This is a genomic window from Staphylococcus sp. T93 (genome assembly GCF_016743875.1).
GTDB classification, from domain to species: Bacteria; Bacillota; Bacilli; order Staphylococcales; family Staphylococcaceae; genus Staphylococcus; species Staphylococcus aureus.
Genome location: NZ_CP068247.1, coordinates 1,354,489 through 1,372,103 on the forward strand (window position 1 = coordinate 1,354,489; position 17,615 = coordinate 1,372,103).

At 38.7% G+C, this 17,615-nt stretch carries 8 protein-coding genes, 28 tRNA genes, 3 rRNA genes and 1 pseudogene; 1 reads left to right on the forward strand and 39 read right to left on the reverse strand.

Annotated features, from left to right (window positions below; all coding sequences use genetic code 11):
* Positions 1 to 23: 23 nt before the first annotated feature.
* From JG553_RS06530 to JG553_RS06565, 8 genes are all read right to left on the reverse strand, one after another.
* Positions 24 to 419, reverse strand: a complete 396-nt coding sequence (locus JG553_RS06530; RefSeq protein WP_000901021.1) for a hypothetical protein — start codon at positions 417 to 419, stop codon at positions 24 to 26.
* 776 nt (positions 420 to 1,195) lie between these two features.
* Positions 1,196 to 1,348 carry an SAS053 family DNA gyrase inhibitor gene (locus tag JG553_RS06535; protein WP_000031108.1) on the reverse strand — a complete coding sequence of 51 codons (153 nt, stop codon included), beginning with the start codon at positions 1,346 to 1,348 and terminating at the stop codon, positions 1,196 to 1,198.
* A 24-nt stretch (positions 1,349 to 1,372) separates the two neighbouring features.
* Positions 1,373 to 1,972, reverse strand: a complete 600-nt coding sequence (locus tag JG553_RS06540; protein WP_001251224.1) for a 6-phosphogluconolactonase — start codon at positions 1,970 to 1,972, stop codon at positions 1,373 to 1,375.
* Positions 1,973 to 2,130: 158 nt separating this feature from the next.
* Entirely contained in the window at positions 2,131 to 2,601 is a 471-nt protein-coding gene (gene trmL, locus JG553_RS06545; RefSeq protein ID WP_000181398.1) for a tRNA (uridine(34)/cytosine(34)/5-carboxymethylaminomethyluridine(34)-2'-O)-methyltransferase TrmL, read from the reverse strand.
* Positions 2,602 to 2,605: 4 nt separating this feature from the next.
* Positions 2,606 to 3,733 carry a tRNA epoxyqueuosine(34) reductase QueG gene (queG, locus tag JG553_RS06550; RefSeq protein WP_000379978.1) on the reverse strand — a complete coding sequence of 376 codons (1,128 nt, stop codon included), beginning with the start codon at positions 3,731 to 3,733 and terminating at the stop codon, positions 2,606 to 2,608.
* A gap of 150 nt (positions 3,734 to 3,883) precedes the next feature.
* Positions 3,884 to 4,606 (reverse strand): amino acid ABC transporter ATP-binding protein, encoded by a 723-nt coding sequence (locus JG553_RS06555; protein WP_000590809.1) that lies wholly within the window; start codon positions 4,604 to 4,606, stop codon positions 3,884 to 3,886.
* A complete protein-coding gene (locus tag JG553_RS06560) occupies positions 4,599 to 6,056 on the reverse strand; it encodes an ABC transporter substrate-binding protein/permease (RefSeq protein ID WP_000649907.1) in 1,458 nt (485 codons plus the stop codon). Before JG553_RS06560 ends, JG553_RS06555 begins: the two co-directional genes overlap by 8 nt.
* A gap of 257 nt (positions 6,057 to 6,313) precedes the next feature.
* Complete coding sequence (locus JG553_RS06565; protein WP_000063582.1) at positions 6,314 to 7,375, reverse strand: PTS sugar transporter subunit IIC; 1,062 nt, start codon at positions 7,373 to 7,375, stop codon at positions 6,314 to 6,316.
* Positions 7,376 to 7,867: 492 nt separating this feature from the next.
* Here JG553_RS06565 and JG553_RS06570 point away from each other — a divergent pair.
* Positions 7,868 to 9,187, forward strand: a pseudogene (locus JG553_RS06570) (ISL3-like element IS1181 family transposase).
* 256 nt (positions 9,188 to 9,443) lie between these two features.
* Here the strand turns inward: JG553_RS06570 and JG553_RS06575 are convergent.
* The 31 genes from JG553_RS06575 to JG553_RS06725 all read right to left on the reverse strand — a co-directional run bounded on the left by JG553_RS06575 (position 9,444) and on the right by JG553_RS06725 (position 17,036).
* A tRNA-Leu gene (locus JG553_RS06575) sits at positions 9,444 to 9,527 on the reverse strand.
* A 38-nt stretch (positions 9,528 to 9,565) separates the two neighbouring features.
* A tRNA-Gly gene (locus tag JG553_RS06580) sits at positions 9,566 to 9,640 on the reverse strand.
* A 103-nt stretch (positions 9,641 to 9,743) separates the two neighbouring features.
* A tRNA-Gly gene (locus JG553_RS06585) sits at positions 9,744 to 9,818 on the reverse strand.
* Between the two features lie 7 nt (positions 9,819 to 9,825).
* A tRNA-Cys gene (locus JG553_RS06590) sits at positions 9,826 to 9,899 on the reverse strand.
* Between the two features lie 5 nt (positions 9,900 to 9,904).
* Positions 9,905 to 9,976: transfer RNA gene (locus tag JG553_RS06595), tRNA-His, on the reverse strand.
* An 11-nt stretch (positions 9,977 to 9,987) separates the two neighbouring features.
* Positions 9,988 to 10,060 (reverse strand) — tRNA-His (locus JG553_RS06600).
* A 2-nt stretch (positions 10,061 to 10,062) separates the two neighbouring features.
* Positions 10,063 to 10,136, reverse strand: a tRNA-Trp gene (locus JG553_RS06605).
* 15 nt (positions 10,137 to 10,151) lie between these two features.
* Positions 10,152 to 10,232, reverse strand: a tRNA-Tyr gene (locus JG553_RS06610).
* 5 nt (positions 10,233 to 10,237) lie between these two features.
* Positions 10,238 to 10,313, reverse strand: a tRNA-Thr gene (locus JG553_RS06615).
* Between the two features lie 7 nt (positions 10,314 to 10,320).
* Positions 10,321 to 10,393: transfer RNA gene (locus JG553_RS06620), tRNA-Phe, on the reverse strand.
* Between the two features lie 18 nt (positions 10,394 to 10,411).
* Positions 10,412 to 10,487, reverse strand: a tRNA-Asp gene (locus JG553_RS06625).
* A gap of 9 nt (positions 10,488 to 10,496) precedes the next feature.
* Positions 10,497 to 10,570: transfer RNA gene (locus tag JG553_RS06630), tRNA-Met, on the reverse strand.
* Positions 10,571 to 10,584: 14 nt separating this feature from the next.
* Positions 10,585 to 10,677 (reverse strand) — tRNA-Ser (locus tag JG553_RS06635).
* Between the two features lie 38 nt (positions 10,678 to 10,715).
* A tRNA-Asp gene (locus JG553_RS06640) sits at positions 10,716 to 10,791 on the reverse strand.
* 10 nt (positions 10,792 to 10,801) lie between these two features.
* A tRNA-Ser gene (locus JG553_RS06645) sits at positions 10,802 to 10,891 on the reverse strand.
* A 9-nt stretch (positions 10,892 to 10,900) separates the two neighbouring features.
* Positions 10,901 to 10,974 (reverse strand) — tRNA-Ile (locus tag JG553_RS06650).
* Positions 10,975 to 11,002: 28 nt separating this feature from the next.
* Positions 11,003 to 11,076, reverse strand: a tRNA-Met gene (locus tag JG553_RS06655).
* 21 nt (positions 11,077 to 11,097) lie between these two features.
* Positions 11,098 to 11,173 (reverse strand) — tRNA-Ala (locus JG553_RS06660).
* Positions 11,174 to 11,190: 17 nt separating this feature from the next.
* A tRNA-Pro gene (locus JG553_RS06665) sits at positions 11,191 to 11,264 on the reverse strand.
* Between the two features lie 9 nt (positions 11,265 to 11,273).
* Positions 11,274 to 11,347: transfer RNA gene (locus JG553_RS06670), tRNA-Arg, on the reverse strand.
* A gap of 18 nt (positions 11,348 to 11,365) precedes the next feature.
* Positions 11,366 to 11,454: transfer RNA gene (locus JG553_RS06675), tRNA-Leu, on the reverse strand.
* Between the two features lie 10 nt (positions 11,455 to 11,464).
* Positions 11,465 to 11,539, reverse strand: a tRNA-Gly gene (locus JG553_RS06680).
* A 3-nt stretch (positions 11,540 to 11,542) separates the two neighbouring features.
* Positions 11,543 to 11,624, reverse strand: a tRNA-Leu gene (locus JG553_RS06685).
* A 3-nt stretch (positions 11,625 to 11,627) separates the two neighbouring features.
* Positions 11,628 to 11,703, reverse strand: a tRNA-Lys gene (locus JG553_RS06690).
* A gap of 5 nt (positions 11,704 to 11,708) precedes the next feature.
* Positions 11,709 to 11,784 (reverse strand) — tRNA-Thr (locus JG553_RS06695).
* Positions 11,785 to 11,800: 16 nt separating this feature from the next.
* Positions 11,801 to 11,876 (reverse strand) — tRNA-Val (locus JG553_RS06700).
* Between the two features lie 11 nt (positions 11,877 to 11,887).
* Positions 11,888 to 12,002 (reverse strand): 5S ribosomal RNA (gene rrf / locus JG553_RS06705).
* A gap of 72 nt (positions 12,003 to 12,074) precedes the next feature.
* Positions 12,075 to 15,009, reverse strand: a 23S ribosomal RNA gene (locus JG553_RS06710).
* Between the two features lie 213 nt (positions 15,010 to 15,222).
* Positions 15,223 to 15,298, reverse strand: a tRNA-Ala gene (locus JG553_RS06715).
* Positions 15,299 to 15,316: 18 nt separating this feature from the next.
* A tRNA-Ile gene (locus tag JG553_RS06720) sits at positions 15,317 to 15,393 on the reverse strand.
* 91 nt (positions 15,394 to 15,484) lie between these two features.
* A 16S ribosomal RNA gene (locus tag JG553_RS06725) occupies positions 15,485 to 17,036 on the reverse strand.
* Together the 16S, 23S and 5S rRNA genes with 28 tRNA genes alongside form the textbook arrangement of a ribosomal RNA operon.
* Positions 17,037 to 17,615 lie beyond the last annotated feature (579 nt).

The following is a 17,615-nucleotide window of genomic DNA, read 5'->3' on the forward strand; positions in this document are numbered from 1 at the left end:
ATTTAGTTATTATTGAACTAAGTTTAATTACGATACTTTGTTTTAGTAGCTTCAACCGTAGCAATAGCTGTAAGTATATATAATACAGCACTAACAATTGTCGTATATGGATTTAGAGCAACAAGCGTACCTAAAACTCCTGTTAAACTCGCATAAAACCCATCAAGTGTATAATACAATATTGCTGTTATTAATAAACAACAAATTACACTGATTACAATACCTGATTGATTACTTTTAATGAATGTTTGCGCATTAACATCATCAATTAATCCTTTTGATAAATTGAGTTGTAATTTTATTACTTTGAAAATAACAGGTAAATATAATGCCCCAATTGCCAATGGAAAAGCTTTAATTGATATTAAACTTATAATAACTGTTGCTATCAATAATTGAATCCAGTATTTTCCTAACATAAATATATAAATCTCCTCTAATTTCATTCTTCAATAGCATATCATAATCTTGGCATATTAAGAAACGCGGTTTAATGATTTCATTAAAAATATTACTGATAGATGACTTCTTTCAATTATGTCTGGAGTAATTAATTATCAATTCCGTTTAAATGGTGTTTTAATATTTAAAATTGAACTTTTGATATATTACTATGTCTGGTACACAAATCAATGTTTTATGCTTTACAAAGTTATATTGGCAGTAGTTGACTGCAGTCCACAACATAGAGGCTTCGGAATGTCAGCTTCTATTTCATGCAAGTTGGTGGAGCTCCAACATAGTGGAATTGGATTCCCAATTTCTACAGACATTGCAAATTGGGGAAACGGGCCACAAACTCAGAAACTGGTGGAAAGTCAGCTTAAAATAACATGCAAGTTGGCGAGGCCCCAAAATAGTGAGATCGGATTTCTAATTTCTACAGACATTGCAAATTAGGGAAACGGGCCACAAACTCAGAAGTTGGTGGAAAGTCAGCTTAAAATAACATGCAAGTTGGCGGGGCCACAACATAGAAAAATTGGATCCTCAATTTCTACAAACAATGTAAGTTGGGGAAACAGCCCCAACACTGAAACTAGCAGAAAGTCAGCTTCTATGAATATAATAAAAAAGCTAGGTAACAAAATGCTACCTAACTTCATATTCAAGATAATCAATCCTATTTGATATATGTTCTATACTATACATTATTTACATGATAAATAACTGAATATTACACAATTATAATACTTTACTGACTGTCTTCTTCAGAATTCTTTTCTTGATCATTTTGATCAGAGATTTGTTCCATTTCTTTACCTAATTCTTTTAAATCTTCAAAATCCGTTACCATACTGTTTTCTTCTTCATGATAATTTAATTTTGGATCTTTGTCTTTAGACATAATCAATACCTCACAGATTTTTAATTAAGCAAAGCGTGACGTAAAGTAAGCTTTAACATCTTCAGGTAAACCTGCAGCCGCTTCTTTATCAAGAATAACATTTACCATTCTATGTGCTTTTAAATCGGCTGGTTCGAAGCTTGTTTTACCATTTTCTTGATATAATTTTTCAACTACATCTCGTTTATTAGCACCTGTCACTACTAAGAAAATTTCTCTTGCTTCCATTAGTCCTTGACGAATACTAACATTTAACTTACCTTGCTCATCGATAGAAACAACTTGTAATGTTAATTTCCCTTTATTTTCTTTAGTTTTAATCTTATCAGCGATTAATTCGATTGCATCTTTTTCATAAGCAATTGGATAAACTTGACCTGCTGGTACACCTAACGCTTCGAAATATGATTTTTTATCGTCATAATCTAAAATATTTATTTGGCTAAAATCAACAGCATGTTTTTCAACATTTTTCTTTAATTCATCTAGAACTGGCGCTTGATCTGTATCTAAATGAAAACCTGCAATTGTAGTAGGATTATTGTTAAATTGCTTTCTAATAATATCAGCAGCATATTCTGCTACAAGTTGACTATTGTCAAAGACTTTAAAGTTCATTGCCATGATTTCTACACTCCTCTTAGTTTGCATTTTACATAAAAACGGCGATATTAATAATTATTATACCCTAACTTTCAATATATCAAACCATTTAACTTTAACATGCTTATACTCTAAATATAGCACTTAAGCATCATTTTTATAATGAAAATGAGTAAATTTTAATTCAATCCCGGAAAATCTTGTTGACGTAACGCTTCATAAATTAACAACGCAGCAGTATTTGATAAATTTAATGAACGAATATGTTCACTCATAGGAATTCTTAACGCTGTGTCTTGATATTTCTCTTTCACCCAGTCTGGTAATCCTGTCGTTTCTTTTCCAAAAATGAAGTAAAAATCTTTGTCATGATTTGAAAAATCAAAATCACTATAAGTCTTTTTACCAAATTTTGTTAATAAGTAATACTCGCCATTTGTGACTTCAAAAAATGCTTCAATACTATCATGATACGTAATATTCACAAATTCCCAATAATCTAAACCGGCTCTTTTTAACATTTTATCATCAGTTCTAAATCCAAGAGGTTTAATTAAATGTAAATGTGTGTTTGTACCTGCACACGTACGTGCAATGTTACCAGTATTAGCTGGGATTTCTGGTTGATATAAAACGATATGATTTGTCATATTACTATTCTCTCCTTGTGTCTAATCCTTTTATCATTTCATTCTGAACTTCTGCATCCTCTTGATCATAATTAGCATTGATAAAATCTCTTGCTTCTTCCCCAAGAATTTGACCAATGGCCCAATAAGCAGTTGCTCGAATCAACGGTCTTTCATCTGTTGTTGCAACTTTTTTCAATTCTGGAATTGCATCCACTTCATTAAAATGCGCCAATGCTAAAATAGCATTTCGTTGTATCGGCTTTTTACCACGCCAAGCACCTGCAAGGTGACCATATGTTTGTTTGAATTCTTTATTAGACATACGTAGTAAAGGTACTAATCTTGGCTTTAAAATTTCTGGTTCCAAAATGATGTCATCTTGTTCGGTATTAATACCTCTATTTTTCGGACAAACTTGTTGACACGTATCGCAACCATATAATCTATTCCCAATTTTATAACGATATTGGTCAGGCATATAGCCTTTTGTTTGCGTTAAAAAACTAATGCATTTCTGACTATTTAATTGGCCATTTCCAACTAATGCACTTGTTGGACAACGATCAACACAAATTGTACAATCACCACAGCTATCTAATAATGGATCATCAGGTTCAAAAGGTATACTGACTAACATTTCACCGAGGTATGTCCATGTTCCTAGTTTAGGATTGATGACAAAGCCATTACGACCAACAAATCCTAAACCTGCACGTTCTGCTACTGCCCTATCTGATAATACACCCGTATCTACCATAGATTTGATTTCAACATCTGGAACTTTAGATTCAATAAATGCAGCTAACATGTCTAATCGTTTACGCATAATTGTATGATAATCTTGACCCCACGATGCTCTAGCAAATAAGCCTCTGCGATCACCTCTAACACTCTTAGGTGCACCTTTCAGTTTGTTAGGATAACCAACTGCAATTGCTATGATTGACCTTGCTGTTGGTAAGGATAATTTAGGCTCCGTTCGTAAAGCAATATCAGATTCTTCAAATCCTGAGGCATAACCATTTGCATGATATGCTTCTAGCTTTTGCTTCAATTCATCAAAGGGATCGGCAGTAGTAAATCCAATACTGTCGATACCAATTGTATATGCATAGTCAATGATATCTTGCTTTAATTGCTTTGTATCCAATCGTATGCCCCCCATAAAATAATACTATGTTATTTTAACACAACCATTATTCATATTGAGGTTTCATTTCACATAATTTTAATAATAAAAAGCTTGAATATATGATATAACTTTGTGGTGCGTATCATATATTCAAGCTTCGTTAGGTTGTTATAATACTCTTGCTAAGAAATTTTGTGTTCTTTCATGTTGCGGTTGTTCAAATATTTCGACTGGTGTGCCTGACTCTACGACAACGCCATCTGCCATAAATATGACTTTGTCACTTACATCTTTGGCAAATCCCATTTCATGTGTCACAACCACCATGGTCATACCTTCTTTGGCTAGGTCTTTCATTACTTTTAATACATCACCAACTACCTCAGGATCTAATGCTGAAGTTGGTTCATCGAATAAAATAACATCTGGATGCATTGCTAAAGCTCTTGCAATTGCTACCCTTTGTTTTTGACCACCTGATAATTGATTCGGATATACATCTGCTTTTTCTTTTAATCCCACTTTATCTAATAACGACAATGCTTCCTTATGTAATTCATCGTTATTATCTTTCTTTAATAATTTAGGAGCTAAAATAATATTATCGACAACTTTTTTATGTGGAAATAGGTTGAAGTTTTGAAATACCATACCCATTTTTTGACGTAGTTTATCTACTTGTGTCCCTTTTTCCGTTAAGTCATTGCCTTCAAAAATCACTTGACCTTTAGTAGGTACTTCTAATAAATTCATACATCTTAACAATGTACTTTTACCACTACCAGATGGACCTATTATTGCTACTACTTCCCCTTGATTGATTTCAAGATTGATATCTTTTAAAACTTCATTATCTCCAAAAACTTTATTAAGATTGTTTATTTTAATCACTGGCATTCAATCTCCCTTCAATCATGTTCATAATGCGTGTAAGTACAAATGTTAAGACAAAGTATAATGCTGCTGCCACTATTAATGGTGTGAATGGGTCAAATGAAATACCTTGAACCACTTGTGCATTAAACATAATTTCGCCAACTCCAATTGTTGACACAATAGATGATTCTTTAATTAAAGTGACAAATTCATTACCTAAAGCTGGTAAAATATTTTTAATTGCTTGTGGCATAATTACACTTTTCATCGTTTGTCTATAATTCAAACCTAGACTACGTGCGGCTTCCATTTGGCCTTTATCAACAGCATTTATACCTGCACGAATAATTTCAGCAATGTAAGCTGAGGAATTAATAACTAATGCAATTGTTCCACAAACAAGAGCTGAAATGTCTAGTCCTAATGCAGCAGTTATACCAAAGAATACGATAAATACTTGAACTAACATTGGTGTTCCTCTTAATATTTCGATATAGATAGAAGCAATCCATGAAATAATTTTTATTTTACTTAATTTCATTAACGCAACGAATGCACCTAAAATAGAACCTAATGCAACACCGATAAGTGAAATTAATATTGTAATCTTAATTCCTTTCAAGAAAAAACTACCATACTTAGAAATAAAACCACTGTCATCATTCATCGCATTTGCAGCATTAGTCATATATTTATCGATTAATCCTTTATCTTTAACCTCCTTAATCGTTTTATTAATTTGTGACAATAATTTTGGTGAATCTTTTGGCACTGCTATCACTGTATCTTTTTCTTCTTCATTAAATTTCACATTGGAAATTCCTAATTTAGGATTTTGTTTTAAATATGCTTCTGCTACAGGTTTTTCAACTACAGCACCTTCAACCTTTCCACTTTTCAATGCTAATATAACGTCTGGTAAACGGCTTAATGAAGTAATAGATGCATTTTCAATTTCGGTTTGAGCGATTTTTTCTTGTTCAGTTCCCTTTTGTGCCCCTACTTTTTTATTATTAAAGTCTTTGATATCTTTATATTCATTAACTTTATCTTTCTTTACAAGCATGATATTTTTAGTCATCATATATGAATCTGAAAAATCAACTTGCTTCTTACGTTCAGGCGTTGAAGTCATTCCGGAAATAATAATATCAATTTTTCCAGTTTTAAGAGCTCCTAACAAACTATCAAATGACATATTGACGATTTTTAATTTTAAATTATTATCTTTCGCAATTTTTTTAGCTAAATCAATATCTACACCTGCATACTCAGTCTTACCATTAACTGTATGCTCAAATTCCATTGGTGCATAATCTGCAGAAAGACCCACTCTAAGTTCACCGCGTTCTTTAATCTTCTCCCATGTTTGATCTTGTTCAGCATGTGCTGTGGGATTGATATACACCATAGCACTGCTAATTAACAACCCTAATACTAATATAAACCTAATTAAACACTTCATTTATACAGCCCTCCCTAATTAATATTCATAATTATACATATTAATACATTTTGATGCAATAGTGTTTTATAAATGTATTTTTATCAATATAAAGAAAAGCTTCTTTTTAAAAGACTGTACATAAAAAATCCGCTATTATACGTGAACAAATCTCACATTTTAAAATCAATCAAAAAAGCGCTACTATCAATATCTTATTGACAGTAACGCCTATATTTATCATATATTAAAACTTATTCTTGTCATCAAGCTATAAATTATTGTTTTGGAACTTCAAATTTATAAATATCATTAGAATATATAGGAATGAATTTTTTACACAATTCATGAACAATAAATGCCGATACAAATGGTATGACAAAATAACCAAGTGCTAATAAAATAATATTCATTGTTGGATCACCTGACATTCGGTTAAATGCATTTATTGGGCCAACTAATCCTGTATATCCAAATCCAGCAGACAATGGTGTTCCTTTAACCTGAAGAACGTAAGCAATGATTCCAGTAATTATTCCATTTATAGTCAATGGTATCGAAATAATTAAATTTTTCAAGTAAACTGGGATCATCATTTTTGCAGCTCCTATGAGTAAAACTGCATTTACACCAATAGAATTGACACGCAATGAGCCAAATAAGAAAGTAACACAGGCAGCCACTATACCTAGGTTTGCTGCTCCACTTCCTAGTCCGTTTAAACTAATCGCAGTTGCAATCGCTACTAACGATATTGGTGTTACCATTAATAATGAAAATGCCACACTAATAAGTATAGACATTAACAACGGATTTAAGTCTGTAAAAGAATGAATTACATTTCCAATTGCTTGAGTAATTTTTCGAATGTAAGGTAATGTGATTAGACCGATACCCCCACTAACGATAGGTACTAAAACTGGTAATATAATTAATTCAAAAGATCCAAGTTTGTTTTGTAATACCATATATATAAGACATGCAATAATAACAACCAAACTCGTATTTATAATGTCACCTATACCTTTTAACATAAAACTATTATTGCTATATACAACAGCACCTGAACCAATCATAGCTGATGTACCTACTATAGCAGCACCTGCACCATTAAATTTAAATTGATGAGCAGCTAAAACCCCAATAATAAATGCCATAAATGATTGAATTAGTATCACTAACTGATACGTTAATTCTAAAATTTCATTACCACTTTTAAATATTTTTAATACTTCACCTAATAAAGCATTCGGAACAAGTGCAATAACAACACCAGCACCAATAGAATTTAAAATCTTACTGAAAAACTGTTTATTATCAGCATTATTTGCGTTACTCATAAACGACCTCCAATTTGAACATTAAACTCATCATATTATAGAAAATTAACTTTAACAATGATTAGTTGGCTAATTTAATCTAAATATAACAATCCACAAATTGAATAAAGCAAATTTAAACAATCTACTCACTAATCAATGTCATGTTAATTTTAAAATACTACTAATTACATCCTGTGACTAATAATGTAATAAATTGTAAATATTAAAATAGCCATATTACTATTAAGATAGATAAATTGAATCGACTTGGTATAAAGCACAATAAAATAGCACTTTTACAAATATATTATTAGAAAAGTTGAAACAAATATATAACCCCAGATAATATAATCATTATCATTAATGTAATACCAAAAAAAGAAGTTAAACAGGTTCTTCATCTTTTATGGTGGGAAGGTAAAACTTCCTGCTTTTTTTAATACACAAAAAGCGCAATTGCCTCTATAATTTAAAGTGACCAAACCCAAACTAAAGGAGACAAGTGCGCCTATGTGTAATGATACCTTAGAATTACTAAGAATAAAAGATGAAAATATAAAATATATAAACCAAGAAATTGACGTCATTATCAAAGGAAAAAAAGCAACAGTGGTTAATGCTGTACTAACGTATAAGCCTTCGGCCTGTTATTGTTGTGGAGTTAAAAATGAAGGACAAATTCATAAACATGGTAAGCGTGTTTCTCGTATTACTTTACTTAAAACTCAAGGGTATAACACATACCTCAACTTAGCTAAACAACGTTTTAAATGCTTAGAATGCAATGGCACTTTTACTGCTAAAACGTCAATTGTTGATGAGTCGTGTTTTATCTCAAGATGTGTTACTCAAAAAGTTATAGAAGAAGCTACTAAAGTTAAAACAGAGATTGATACTGCAGAAGATAACTGTATCTCTCCATCTACTGTAAGTCGTATTAGAACTAAAGCGGCTAATTCATTACGAATTAAACCCTTTAATTGTTTGCCAGAACACATCGCTATGGATGAATTTAAAAGCGTTAAAAATGTAACTGGATCAATGAGTTTCATTTTTATAGATAATGATACTCATGATGTTATAGATATTTTAGAAAATAGAACTACAAGATTCTTGCGTGCCTATTTCGAGCGATTCGATTTAAAAAATCGACAACAAGTTAAGACGGTTACTATTGACATGTATGAACCCTATGTCCGATTATTTCGCGACCTATTTCCTAATGCAGCTATTATTTTTGACAGATTCCATATCGTTCAACATTTAAATAGAGAACTTAATAAGTATCGTGTACAAGTTATGAATGAATACCGTAATAAAAAAGGACCTGATTATACAATTTTTAAGAATAACTGGAAAGTCCTATTGATGGATACTAGTAAAACCATATTTAGTAAATACAGATGGAATAAATCTTTTAAGGCTTATAAACGCTCATCTGACATTGTAGAATTCATGCTTTCAAAAGACGATATACTACGACACTCCTACGAACTTGTCCAAGGATTACGAAAAGACCTAAGGTTATGTAATTGGCCTAAATTTATTAATCGTTTAAATTCAGTTAGTAAAAAGTCTGTGAGTAAGGGTGTATGGAAAGTGGTTAAATATTATAGAAAACATCAAAGGATGTTAAGAAATACAATTTATTACCCAGCATTTAATAATGGTGCTATAGAAGGAATTAATAATAAGATAAAATTAATCAAGTGAATTTCTTTTGGTTACAGAAATTTCAACAACTTTAAAGCACGTATAATGATGATTTTCAGCTTGTACAAAGGAGAAAAAAAGAAGACAACCAAGCCCAATAATGGACTGGCCGCCTAATAATAAAAACTCTAAAAGTTGTATTTTAAAAATAGTTCTTTAAATTATATACCCACCACATTTGGTGGAGAACCGTTAAACAATGCATAGTTGCTTAACTTCCAATATTGAACTCATCATTACAATTTGACATAGAGTCTATTAAAGCGTGTGCCATTTGAGTCCACTTTTATTTGTATTGTATAGAGAGAAATAAAAAGAAACCTTGTTTTACAAGGTTTCTAATACGTTATGTTATGTAAATAACAGTTAATTATACCGGTGGTCGGGGTCGAACCGACACTCCACAAGTGGAACGGGATTTTGAGTCCCGCGCGTCTGCCAATTCCGCCACACCGGCTTAATGGTAAACAAAAAACTTCCCTTTGGAAGCAATTATGGAGCGGAAGATAGGATTTACACCTATACCTCGTTCCGGGAAGGAACGTGTTCTAAAAGTTGAACTACTCCCGCAAATATTAAATTATGGAGCGGAAGATAGGATTTACACCTATACCTCATTCCAGGAAGGAATGTATTCTAAGAGTTGAAATACTCCCGCATTATTATTAAATTATGGAGCGGAAGATAGGATTTGCACCTATACCTCGTTCCGGGAAGGAACGTGTTCTAAAAGTTGAACTACTCCCGCATAAACCTGGAGGCGGCAACCGGATTTGAACCGGTGATAAAGGTTTTGCAGACCTCTGCCTTACCACTTGGCTATGCCGCCAATAACTGGGCTAGCTGGATTCGAACCAACGAGTGACGGAGTCATAGTCCGTTGCCTTACCGCTTGGCTATAGCCCATTAATAATAAGGGCGGCTGAAGGGGATCGAACCCTCGAATGTCGGAACCACAATCCGATGTGTTAACCACTTCACCACAGCCGCCATGGCAGGGGCAGTAGGAATCGAACCCACACCAAAGGTTTTGGAGACCTCTATTCTACCGTTGAACTATGCCCCTATTAAAAATAATAAATGGAGGGGGGCAGATTCGAACTGCCGAACCCGAAGGAGCGGATTTACAGTCCGCCGCGTTTAGCCACTTCGCTACCCCTCCATAAATGGTGCCGGCCAGAGGACTTGAACCCCCAACCTACTGATTACAAGTCAGTTGCTCTACCAATTGAGCTAGGCCGGCTAAGAAATGGTTCAGGACAGAGTCGAACTGCCGACACATGGAGCTTCAATCCATTGCTCTACCAACTGAGCTACTGAACCATAATAAAAATGTAATGATGGCGGTCTCGACGGGAATCGAACCCGCGATCTCCTGCGTGACAGGCAGGCGTGTTAACCGCTACACTACGAGACCTATAAAATATTGCGGGAGGCGGATTTGAACCACCGACCTTCGGGTTATGAGCCCGACGAGCTACCGAACTGCTCCATCCCGCGATAATAAAAAATAATGGCGGAGGAAGAGGGATTCGAACCCCCGCGGCCCGTTAAGGCCCTGTCGGTTTTCAAGACCGATCCCTTCAGCCGGACTTGGGTATTCCTCCATTATTATAGGTAAATCGCTATTAATTATAAAATTAAATGGCGGTCTCGACGGGAATCGAACCCGCGATCTCCTGCGTGACAGGCAGGCGTGTTAACCGCTACACTACGAGACCATTAGTAAAACGGAGGAAGAGGGATTCGAACCCCCGCGAGCCGTTAAGCCCCTGTCGGTTTTCAAGACCGATCCCTTCAGCCGGACTTGGGTATTCCTCCAAAATTATATGGACCTTGCAGGACTCGAACCTGCGACCGAACGGTTATGAGCCGTTAGCTCTAACCAACTGAGCTAAAGGTCCTAAATATAATTTTACAACTAATAAATAGTGGCGGTGGAGGGGATCGAACCCCCGACCTCACGGGTATGAACCGTACGCTCTAGCCAGCTGAGCTACACCGCCTTATATAGTTTGTAAATAATATGGTGGAGACTAGCGGGATCGAACCGCTGACCTCCTGCGTGCAAAGCAGGCGCTCTCCCAGCTGAGCTAAGCCCCCATAATAATTACAGTATATCGGGAAGACAGGATTCGAACCTGCGACCCCTTGGTCCCAAACCAAGTGCTCTACCAAGCTGAGCTACTTCCCGTATAATTAACGCGCCCGATAGGAGTCGAACCCATAACCTCTTGATCCGTAGTCAAACGCTCTATCCAATTGAGCTACGGGCGCATATGTTTTTATTGAAAATGGTGCCGAGGACCGGAATCGAACCGGTACGGTGATCACTCACCGCAGGATTTTAAGTCCTGTGCGTCTGCCAGTTCCGCCACCCCGGCACTATAAAAATGGAGCAGAAGACGGGATTCGAACCCGCGACCCCAACCTTGGCAAGGTTGTATTCTACCGCTGAACTACTTCTGCATATGCGGGTGAAGGGAGTCGAACCCCCACGCCGTAAGGCGCTAGATCCTAAGTCTAGTGCGTCTGCCAATTCCGCCACACCCGCAAATGGTGAGCCATAGAGGATTCGAACCTCTGACCCTCTGATTAAAAGTCAGATGCTCTACCAACTGAGCTAATGGCTCTTCCATGGTGCCGGCCAGAGGACTTGAACCCCCAACCTACTGATTACAAGTCAGTTGCTCTACCAATTGAGCTAGGCCGGCAATATGTAAGAATAAATGGTGGAGAATGACGGGTTCGAACCGCCGACCCTCTGCTTGTAAGGCAGATGCTCTCCCAGCTGAGCTAATTCTCCGATTTAAAACTGCCTGGCAACGTTCTACTCTAGCGGAACGTAAGTTCGACTACCATCGACGCTAAGGAGCTTAACTTCTGTGTTCGGCATGGGAACAGGTGTGACCTCCTTGCTATAGTCACCAGACATATGAATGTAATTTATACATTCAAAACTAGATAGTAAGTAAAAGTGATTTTGCTTCGCAAAACATTTATTTTGATTAAGTCTTCGATCGATTAGTATTCGTCAGCTCCACATGTCACCATGCTTCCACCTCGAACCTATTAACCTCATCATCTTTGAGGGATCTTATAACCGAAGTTGGGAAATCTCATCTTGAGGGGGGCTTCATGCTTAGATGCTTTCAGCACTTATCCCGTCCACACATAGCTACCCAGCTATGCCGTTGGCACGACAACTGGTACACCAGAGGTATGTCCATCCCGGTCCTCTCGTACTAAGGACAGCTCCTCTCAAATTTCCTACGCCCACGACGGATAGGGACCGAACTGTCTCACGACGTTCTGAACCCAGCTCGCGTACCGCTTTAATGGGCGAACAGCCCAACCCCTTGGGACCGACTACAGCCCCAGGATGCGATGAGCCGACATCGAGGTGCCAAACCTCCCCCGTCGATGTGAACTCTTGGGGAGATAAGCCTGTTATCCCCGGGGTAGCTTTTTATCCGTTGAGCGATGGCCCTTCCATGCGGAACCACCGGATCACTAAGTCCGTCTTTCGACCCTGCTCGACTTGTAGGTCTCGCAGTCAAGCTCCCTTATGTCTTTACACTCTATGAATGATTTCCAACCATTCTGAGGGAACCTTTGAGCGCCTCCGTTACCTTTTAGGAGGCGACCGCCCCAGTCAAACTGCCCGCCTGACACTGTCTCCCACCACGATAAGTGGTGCGGGTTAGAAAGCCAACACAGCTAGGGTAGTATCCCACCAGCGCCTCCACGTAAGCTAGCGCTCACGTTTCAAAGGCTCCTACCTATCCTGTACAAGCTGTGCCGAATTTCAATATCAGGCTACAGTAAAGCTCCACGGGGTCTTTCCGTCCTGTCGCGGGTAACCTGCATCTTCACAGGTACTATGATTTCACCGAGTCTCTCGTTGAGACAGTGCCCAAATCGTTACGCCTTTCGTGCGGGTCGGAACTTACCCGACAAGGAATTTCGCTACCTTAGGACCGTTATAGTTACGGCCGCCGTTTACTGGGGCTTCGATTCGTAGCTTCGCAGAAGCTAACCACTCCTCTTAACCTTCCAGCACCGGGCAGGCGTCAGCCCCTATACATCACCTTACGGTTTAGCAGAGACCTGTGTTTTTTTGATAAACAGTCGCTTGGGCCTATTCACTGCGGCTCTTCTGGGCGTTAACCCTAAAGAGCACCCCTTCTCCCGAAGTTACGGGGTCATTTTTGCCGAGTTCCTTAACGAGAGTTCGCTCGCTCACCTTAGAATTCTCATCTTGACTACCTGTGTCGGTTTGCGGTACGGGCACCTATTTTCTATCTAGAGGCTTTTCTCGGCAGTGTGAAATCAACGACTCGAAGACTCAATGTCTTCTCCCCATCACAGCTCAGCCTTAACGAGTACCGGATTTGCCTAATACTCAGCCTTACTGCTTAGACGTGCAATCCAATCGCACGCTTCGCCTATCCTACTGCGTCCCCCCATCGATTAAAACGATTATAGGTGGTACAGGAATATCAACCTGTTATCCATCGCCTACGCCTGTCGGCCTCAGCTTAGGACCCGACTAACCCAGAGCGGACGAGCCTTCCTCTGGAAACCTTAGTCAATCGGTGGACGGGATTCTCACCCGTCTTTCGCTACTCACACCGGCATTCTCACTTCTAAGCGCTCCACATGTCCTTACGATCATGCTTCAACGCCCTTAGAACGCTCTCCTACCATTGTCCAAAGGACAATCCACAGCTTCGGTAATATGTTTAGCCCCGGTACATTTTCGGCGCAGTGTCACTCGACTAGTGAGCTATTACGCACTCTTTTAAATGATGGCTGCTTCTAAGCCAACATCCTAGTTGTCTGGGCAACGCCACATCCTTTTCCACTTAACATATATTTTTGGGACCTTAGCTGGTGGTCTGGGCTGTTTCCCTTTCGAACACGGACCTTATCACCCATGTTCTGACTCCCAAGTTAAATTAATTGGCATTCGGAGTTTGTCTGAATTCGGTAACCCGAGAGGGGCCCCTCGTCCAAACAGTGCTCTACCTCCAATAATCATCACTTGAGGCTAGCCCTAAAAGCTATTTCGGAGAGAACCAGCTATTTCCAGGTTCGATTGGAATTTCTCCGCTACCCTCAGTTCATCCGCTCACTTTTTCAACGTAAGTCGGTTCGGTCCTCCATTCAGTGTTACCTGAACTTCAACCTGACCAAGGGTAGATCACCTGGTTTCGGGTCTACGACCAAATACTAAACGCCCTATTCAGACTCGCTTTCGCTACGGCTCCACATTTACTGCTTAACCTTGCATCAAATCGTAACTCGCCGGTTCATTCTACAAAAGGCACGCCATCACCCATTAACGGGCTCTGACTACTTGTAAGCACACGGTTTCAGGTTCTATTTCACTCCCCTTCCGGGGTGCTTTTTCACCTTTCCCTCACGGTACTGGTTCACTATCGGTCACTAGAGAGTATTTAGCCTTAGGAGATGGTCCTCCCAGATTCCGACGGAATTTCACGTGTTCCGTCGTACTCAGGATCCACTCAAGAGAGACAACATTTTTCGACTACAGGATTATTACCTTCTTTGATTCATCTTTCCAGATGATTCGTCTAATGTCGTCCTTTGTAACTCCGTATAGAGTGTCCTACAACCCCAACAAGCAAGCTTGTTGGTTTGGGCTCTTCCCGTTTCGCTCGCCGCTACTAAGGGAATCGAATTTTTCTTTCTCTTCCTCCGGGTACTAAGATGTTTCAGTTCTCCGGGTGTGCCTTCTGATATGCTATGTATTCACATATCGATAACATGACATAACTCATGCTGGGTTTCCCCATTCGGAAATCTCTGGATCAAAGCTTACTTACAGCTCCCCAAAGCATATCGTCGTTAGTAACGTCCTTCATCGGCTTCTAGTGCCAAGGCATCCACCGTGCGCCCTTAATAACTTAATCTATGTTTCCACCATTTTTATAAGTCAAACGTTAACATGAAGTTACGTTCTTTTATAAAAAGATTTAAACGCGTTATTAATCTTGTGAGTGTTCTTTCGAACACTAGCGATTATTTCTTATGAATTCAAGCTTATTTAAAACTCTTTATTCACTCGGTTTTGCTTGGTAAAATCTATATTTTACTTACTTATCTAGTTTTCAATGTACAAATAATGGTGGAGACTAGCGGGATCGAACCGCTGACCTCCTGCGTGCAAAGCAGGCGCTCTCCCAGCTGAGCTAAGCCCCCAAATAGGTATTAAATTAATGGTGGGCCTAAGTGGACTCGAACCACCGACCTCACGCTTATCAGGCGTGCGCTCTAACCAGCTGAGCTATAGGCCCATTAATTTGAATGAACAAACATTCAAAACTGAATACAATATGTCACGTTATTCCGCATCTTCTGAAGAAGATGTTCCGAATATATCCTTAGAAAGGAGGTGATCCAGCCGCACCTTCCGATACGGCTACCTTGTTACGACTTCACCCCAATCATTTGTCCCACCTTCGACGGCTAGCTCCTAAAAGGTTACTCCACCGGCTTCGGGTGTTACAAACTCTCGTGGTGTGACGGGCGGTGTGTACAAGACCCGGGAACGTATTCACCGTAGCATGCTGATCTACGATTACTAGCGATTCCAGCTTCATGTAGTCGAGTTGCAGACTACAATCCGAACTGAGAACAACTTTATGGGATTTGCTTGACCTCACGGTTTCGCTGCCCTTTGTATTGTCCATTGTAGCACGTGTGTAGCCCAAATCATAAGGGGCATGATGATTTGACGTCATCCCCACCTTCCTCCGGTTTGTCACCGGCAGTCAACTTAGAGTGCCCAACTTAATGATGGCAACTAAGCTTAAGGGTTGCGCTCGTTGCGGGACTTAACCCAACATCTCACGACACGAGCTGACGACAACCATGCACCACCTGTCACTTTGTCCCCCGAAGGGGAAAGCTCTATCTCTAGAGTTGTCAAAGGATGTCAAGATTTGGTAAGGTTCTTCGCGTTGCTTCGAATTAAACCACATGCTCCACCGCTTGTGCGGGTCCCCGTCAATTCCTTTGAGTTTCAACCTTGCGGTCGTACTCCCCAGGCGGAGTGCTTAATGCGTTAGCTGCAGCACTAAGGGGCGGAAACCCCCTAACACTTAGCACTCATCGTTTACGGCGTGGACTACCAGGGTATCTAATCCTGTTTGATCCCCACGCTTTCGCACATCAGCGTCAGTTACAGACCAGAAAGTCGCCTTCGCCACTGGTGTTCCTCCATATCTCTGCGCATTTCACCGCTACACATGGAATTCCACTTTCCTCTTCTGCACTCAAGTTTTCCAGTTTCCAATGACCCTCCACGGTTGAGCCGTGGGCTTTCACATCAGACTTAAAAAACCGCCTACGCGCGCTTTACGCCCAATAATTCCGGATAACGCTTGCCACCTACGTATTACCGCGGCTGCTGGCACGTAGTTAGCCGTGGCTTTCTGATTAGGTACCGTCAAGATGTGCACAGTTACTTACACATATGTTCTTCCCTAATAACAGAGTTTTACGATCCGAAGACCTTCATCACTCACGCGGCGTTGCTCCGTCAGGCTTTCGCCCATTGCGGAAGATTCCCTACTGCTGCCTCCCGTAGGAGTCTGGACCGTGTCTCAGTTCCAGTGTGGCCGATCACCCTCTCAGGTCGGCTATGCATCGTTGCCTTGGTAAGCCGTTACCTTACCAACTAGCTAATGCAGCGCGGATCCATCTATAAGTGACAGCAAGACCGTCTTTCACTTTTGAACCATGCGGTTCAAAATATTATCCGGTATTAGCTCCGGTTTCCCGAAGTTATCCCAGTCTTATAGGTAGGTTATCCACGTGTTACTCACCCGTCCGCCGCTAACATCAGAGAAGCAAGCTTCTCGTCCGTTCGCTCGACTTGCATGTATTAGGCACGCCGCCAGCGTTCATCCTGAGCCAGGATCAAACTCTCCATAAAAATTATGATGTTTGATTAGCTCATAAATACTAAATAATGTTTGTAACTTATAGTTACGTTTTTGGAATTAACGTTGACATATTGTCATTCAGTTTTCAATGTTCGTTTGTCACTTACAAGATTTAATTATAACTCGTAAGTTTTTGTAAGTCAAGAATTATTTTTAATTATTTTATTTCTAAAAAATAAATTTCCTAACTCAATTAATTCAACAAATATTATTTTAATATGTATTTGTTCGAATTTCAATAGTCAAATTTACACTTTATTAATATTTTAAATCAACAACTTAAAACATTTGTTTTTTAAATATTAGTGCCGTTTGACGACTTTTATATAATATCAAGTTATTCTAGTAGAGTCAACATAAAACAACACTTATTTTTGTTTAAAAATTACTGTTGAAGGGATTATTTTCTATTCGTAAGTACTATATGTATTTAAAGTGTAATTCCTTATGCTTTTTACTTCAGTTTTACAAACAAACTTATACTCACTTTATGGATAGTTATTTAGTAGACCTTCGTTTGAATATTTTTATGTTTATTTATAAAGGATACTAGTTATTAGTTAATACCA

Bases quoted from the DNA above. Each gene is read 5' to 3' on its own strand.
- JG553_RS06565 (WP_000063582.1), bottom strand. From the start codon at position 7,375: ATGAGTAACGCAAATAATGCTGATAATAAACAGTTTTTCAGTAAGATT.
- JG553_RS06530 (WP_000901021.1), bottom strand. From the start codon at position 419: ATGTTAGGAAAATACTGGATTCAATTATTGATAGCAACAGTTATTATA.
- JG553_RS06540 (WP_001251224.1), bottom strand. From the start codon at position 1,972: ATGGCAATGAACTTTAAAGTCTTTGACAATAGTCAACTTGTAGCAGAA.
- trmL (WP_000181398.1), bottom strand. From the start codon at position 2,601: ATGACAAATCATATCGTTTTATATCAACCAGAAATCCCAGCTAATACT.
- JG553_RS06560 (WP_000649907.1), bottom strand. From the start codon at position 6,056: ATGAAGTGTTTAATTAGGTTTATATTAGTATTAGGGTTGTTAATTAGC.
- JG553_RS06535 (WP_000031108.1), bottom strand. From the start codon at position 1,348: ATGTCTAAAGACAAAGATCCAAAATTAAATTATCATGAAGAAGAAAAC.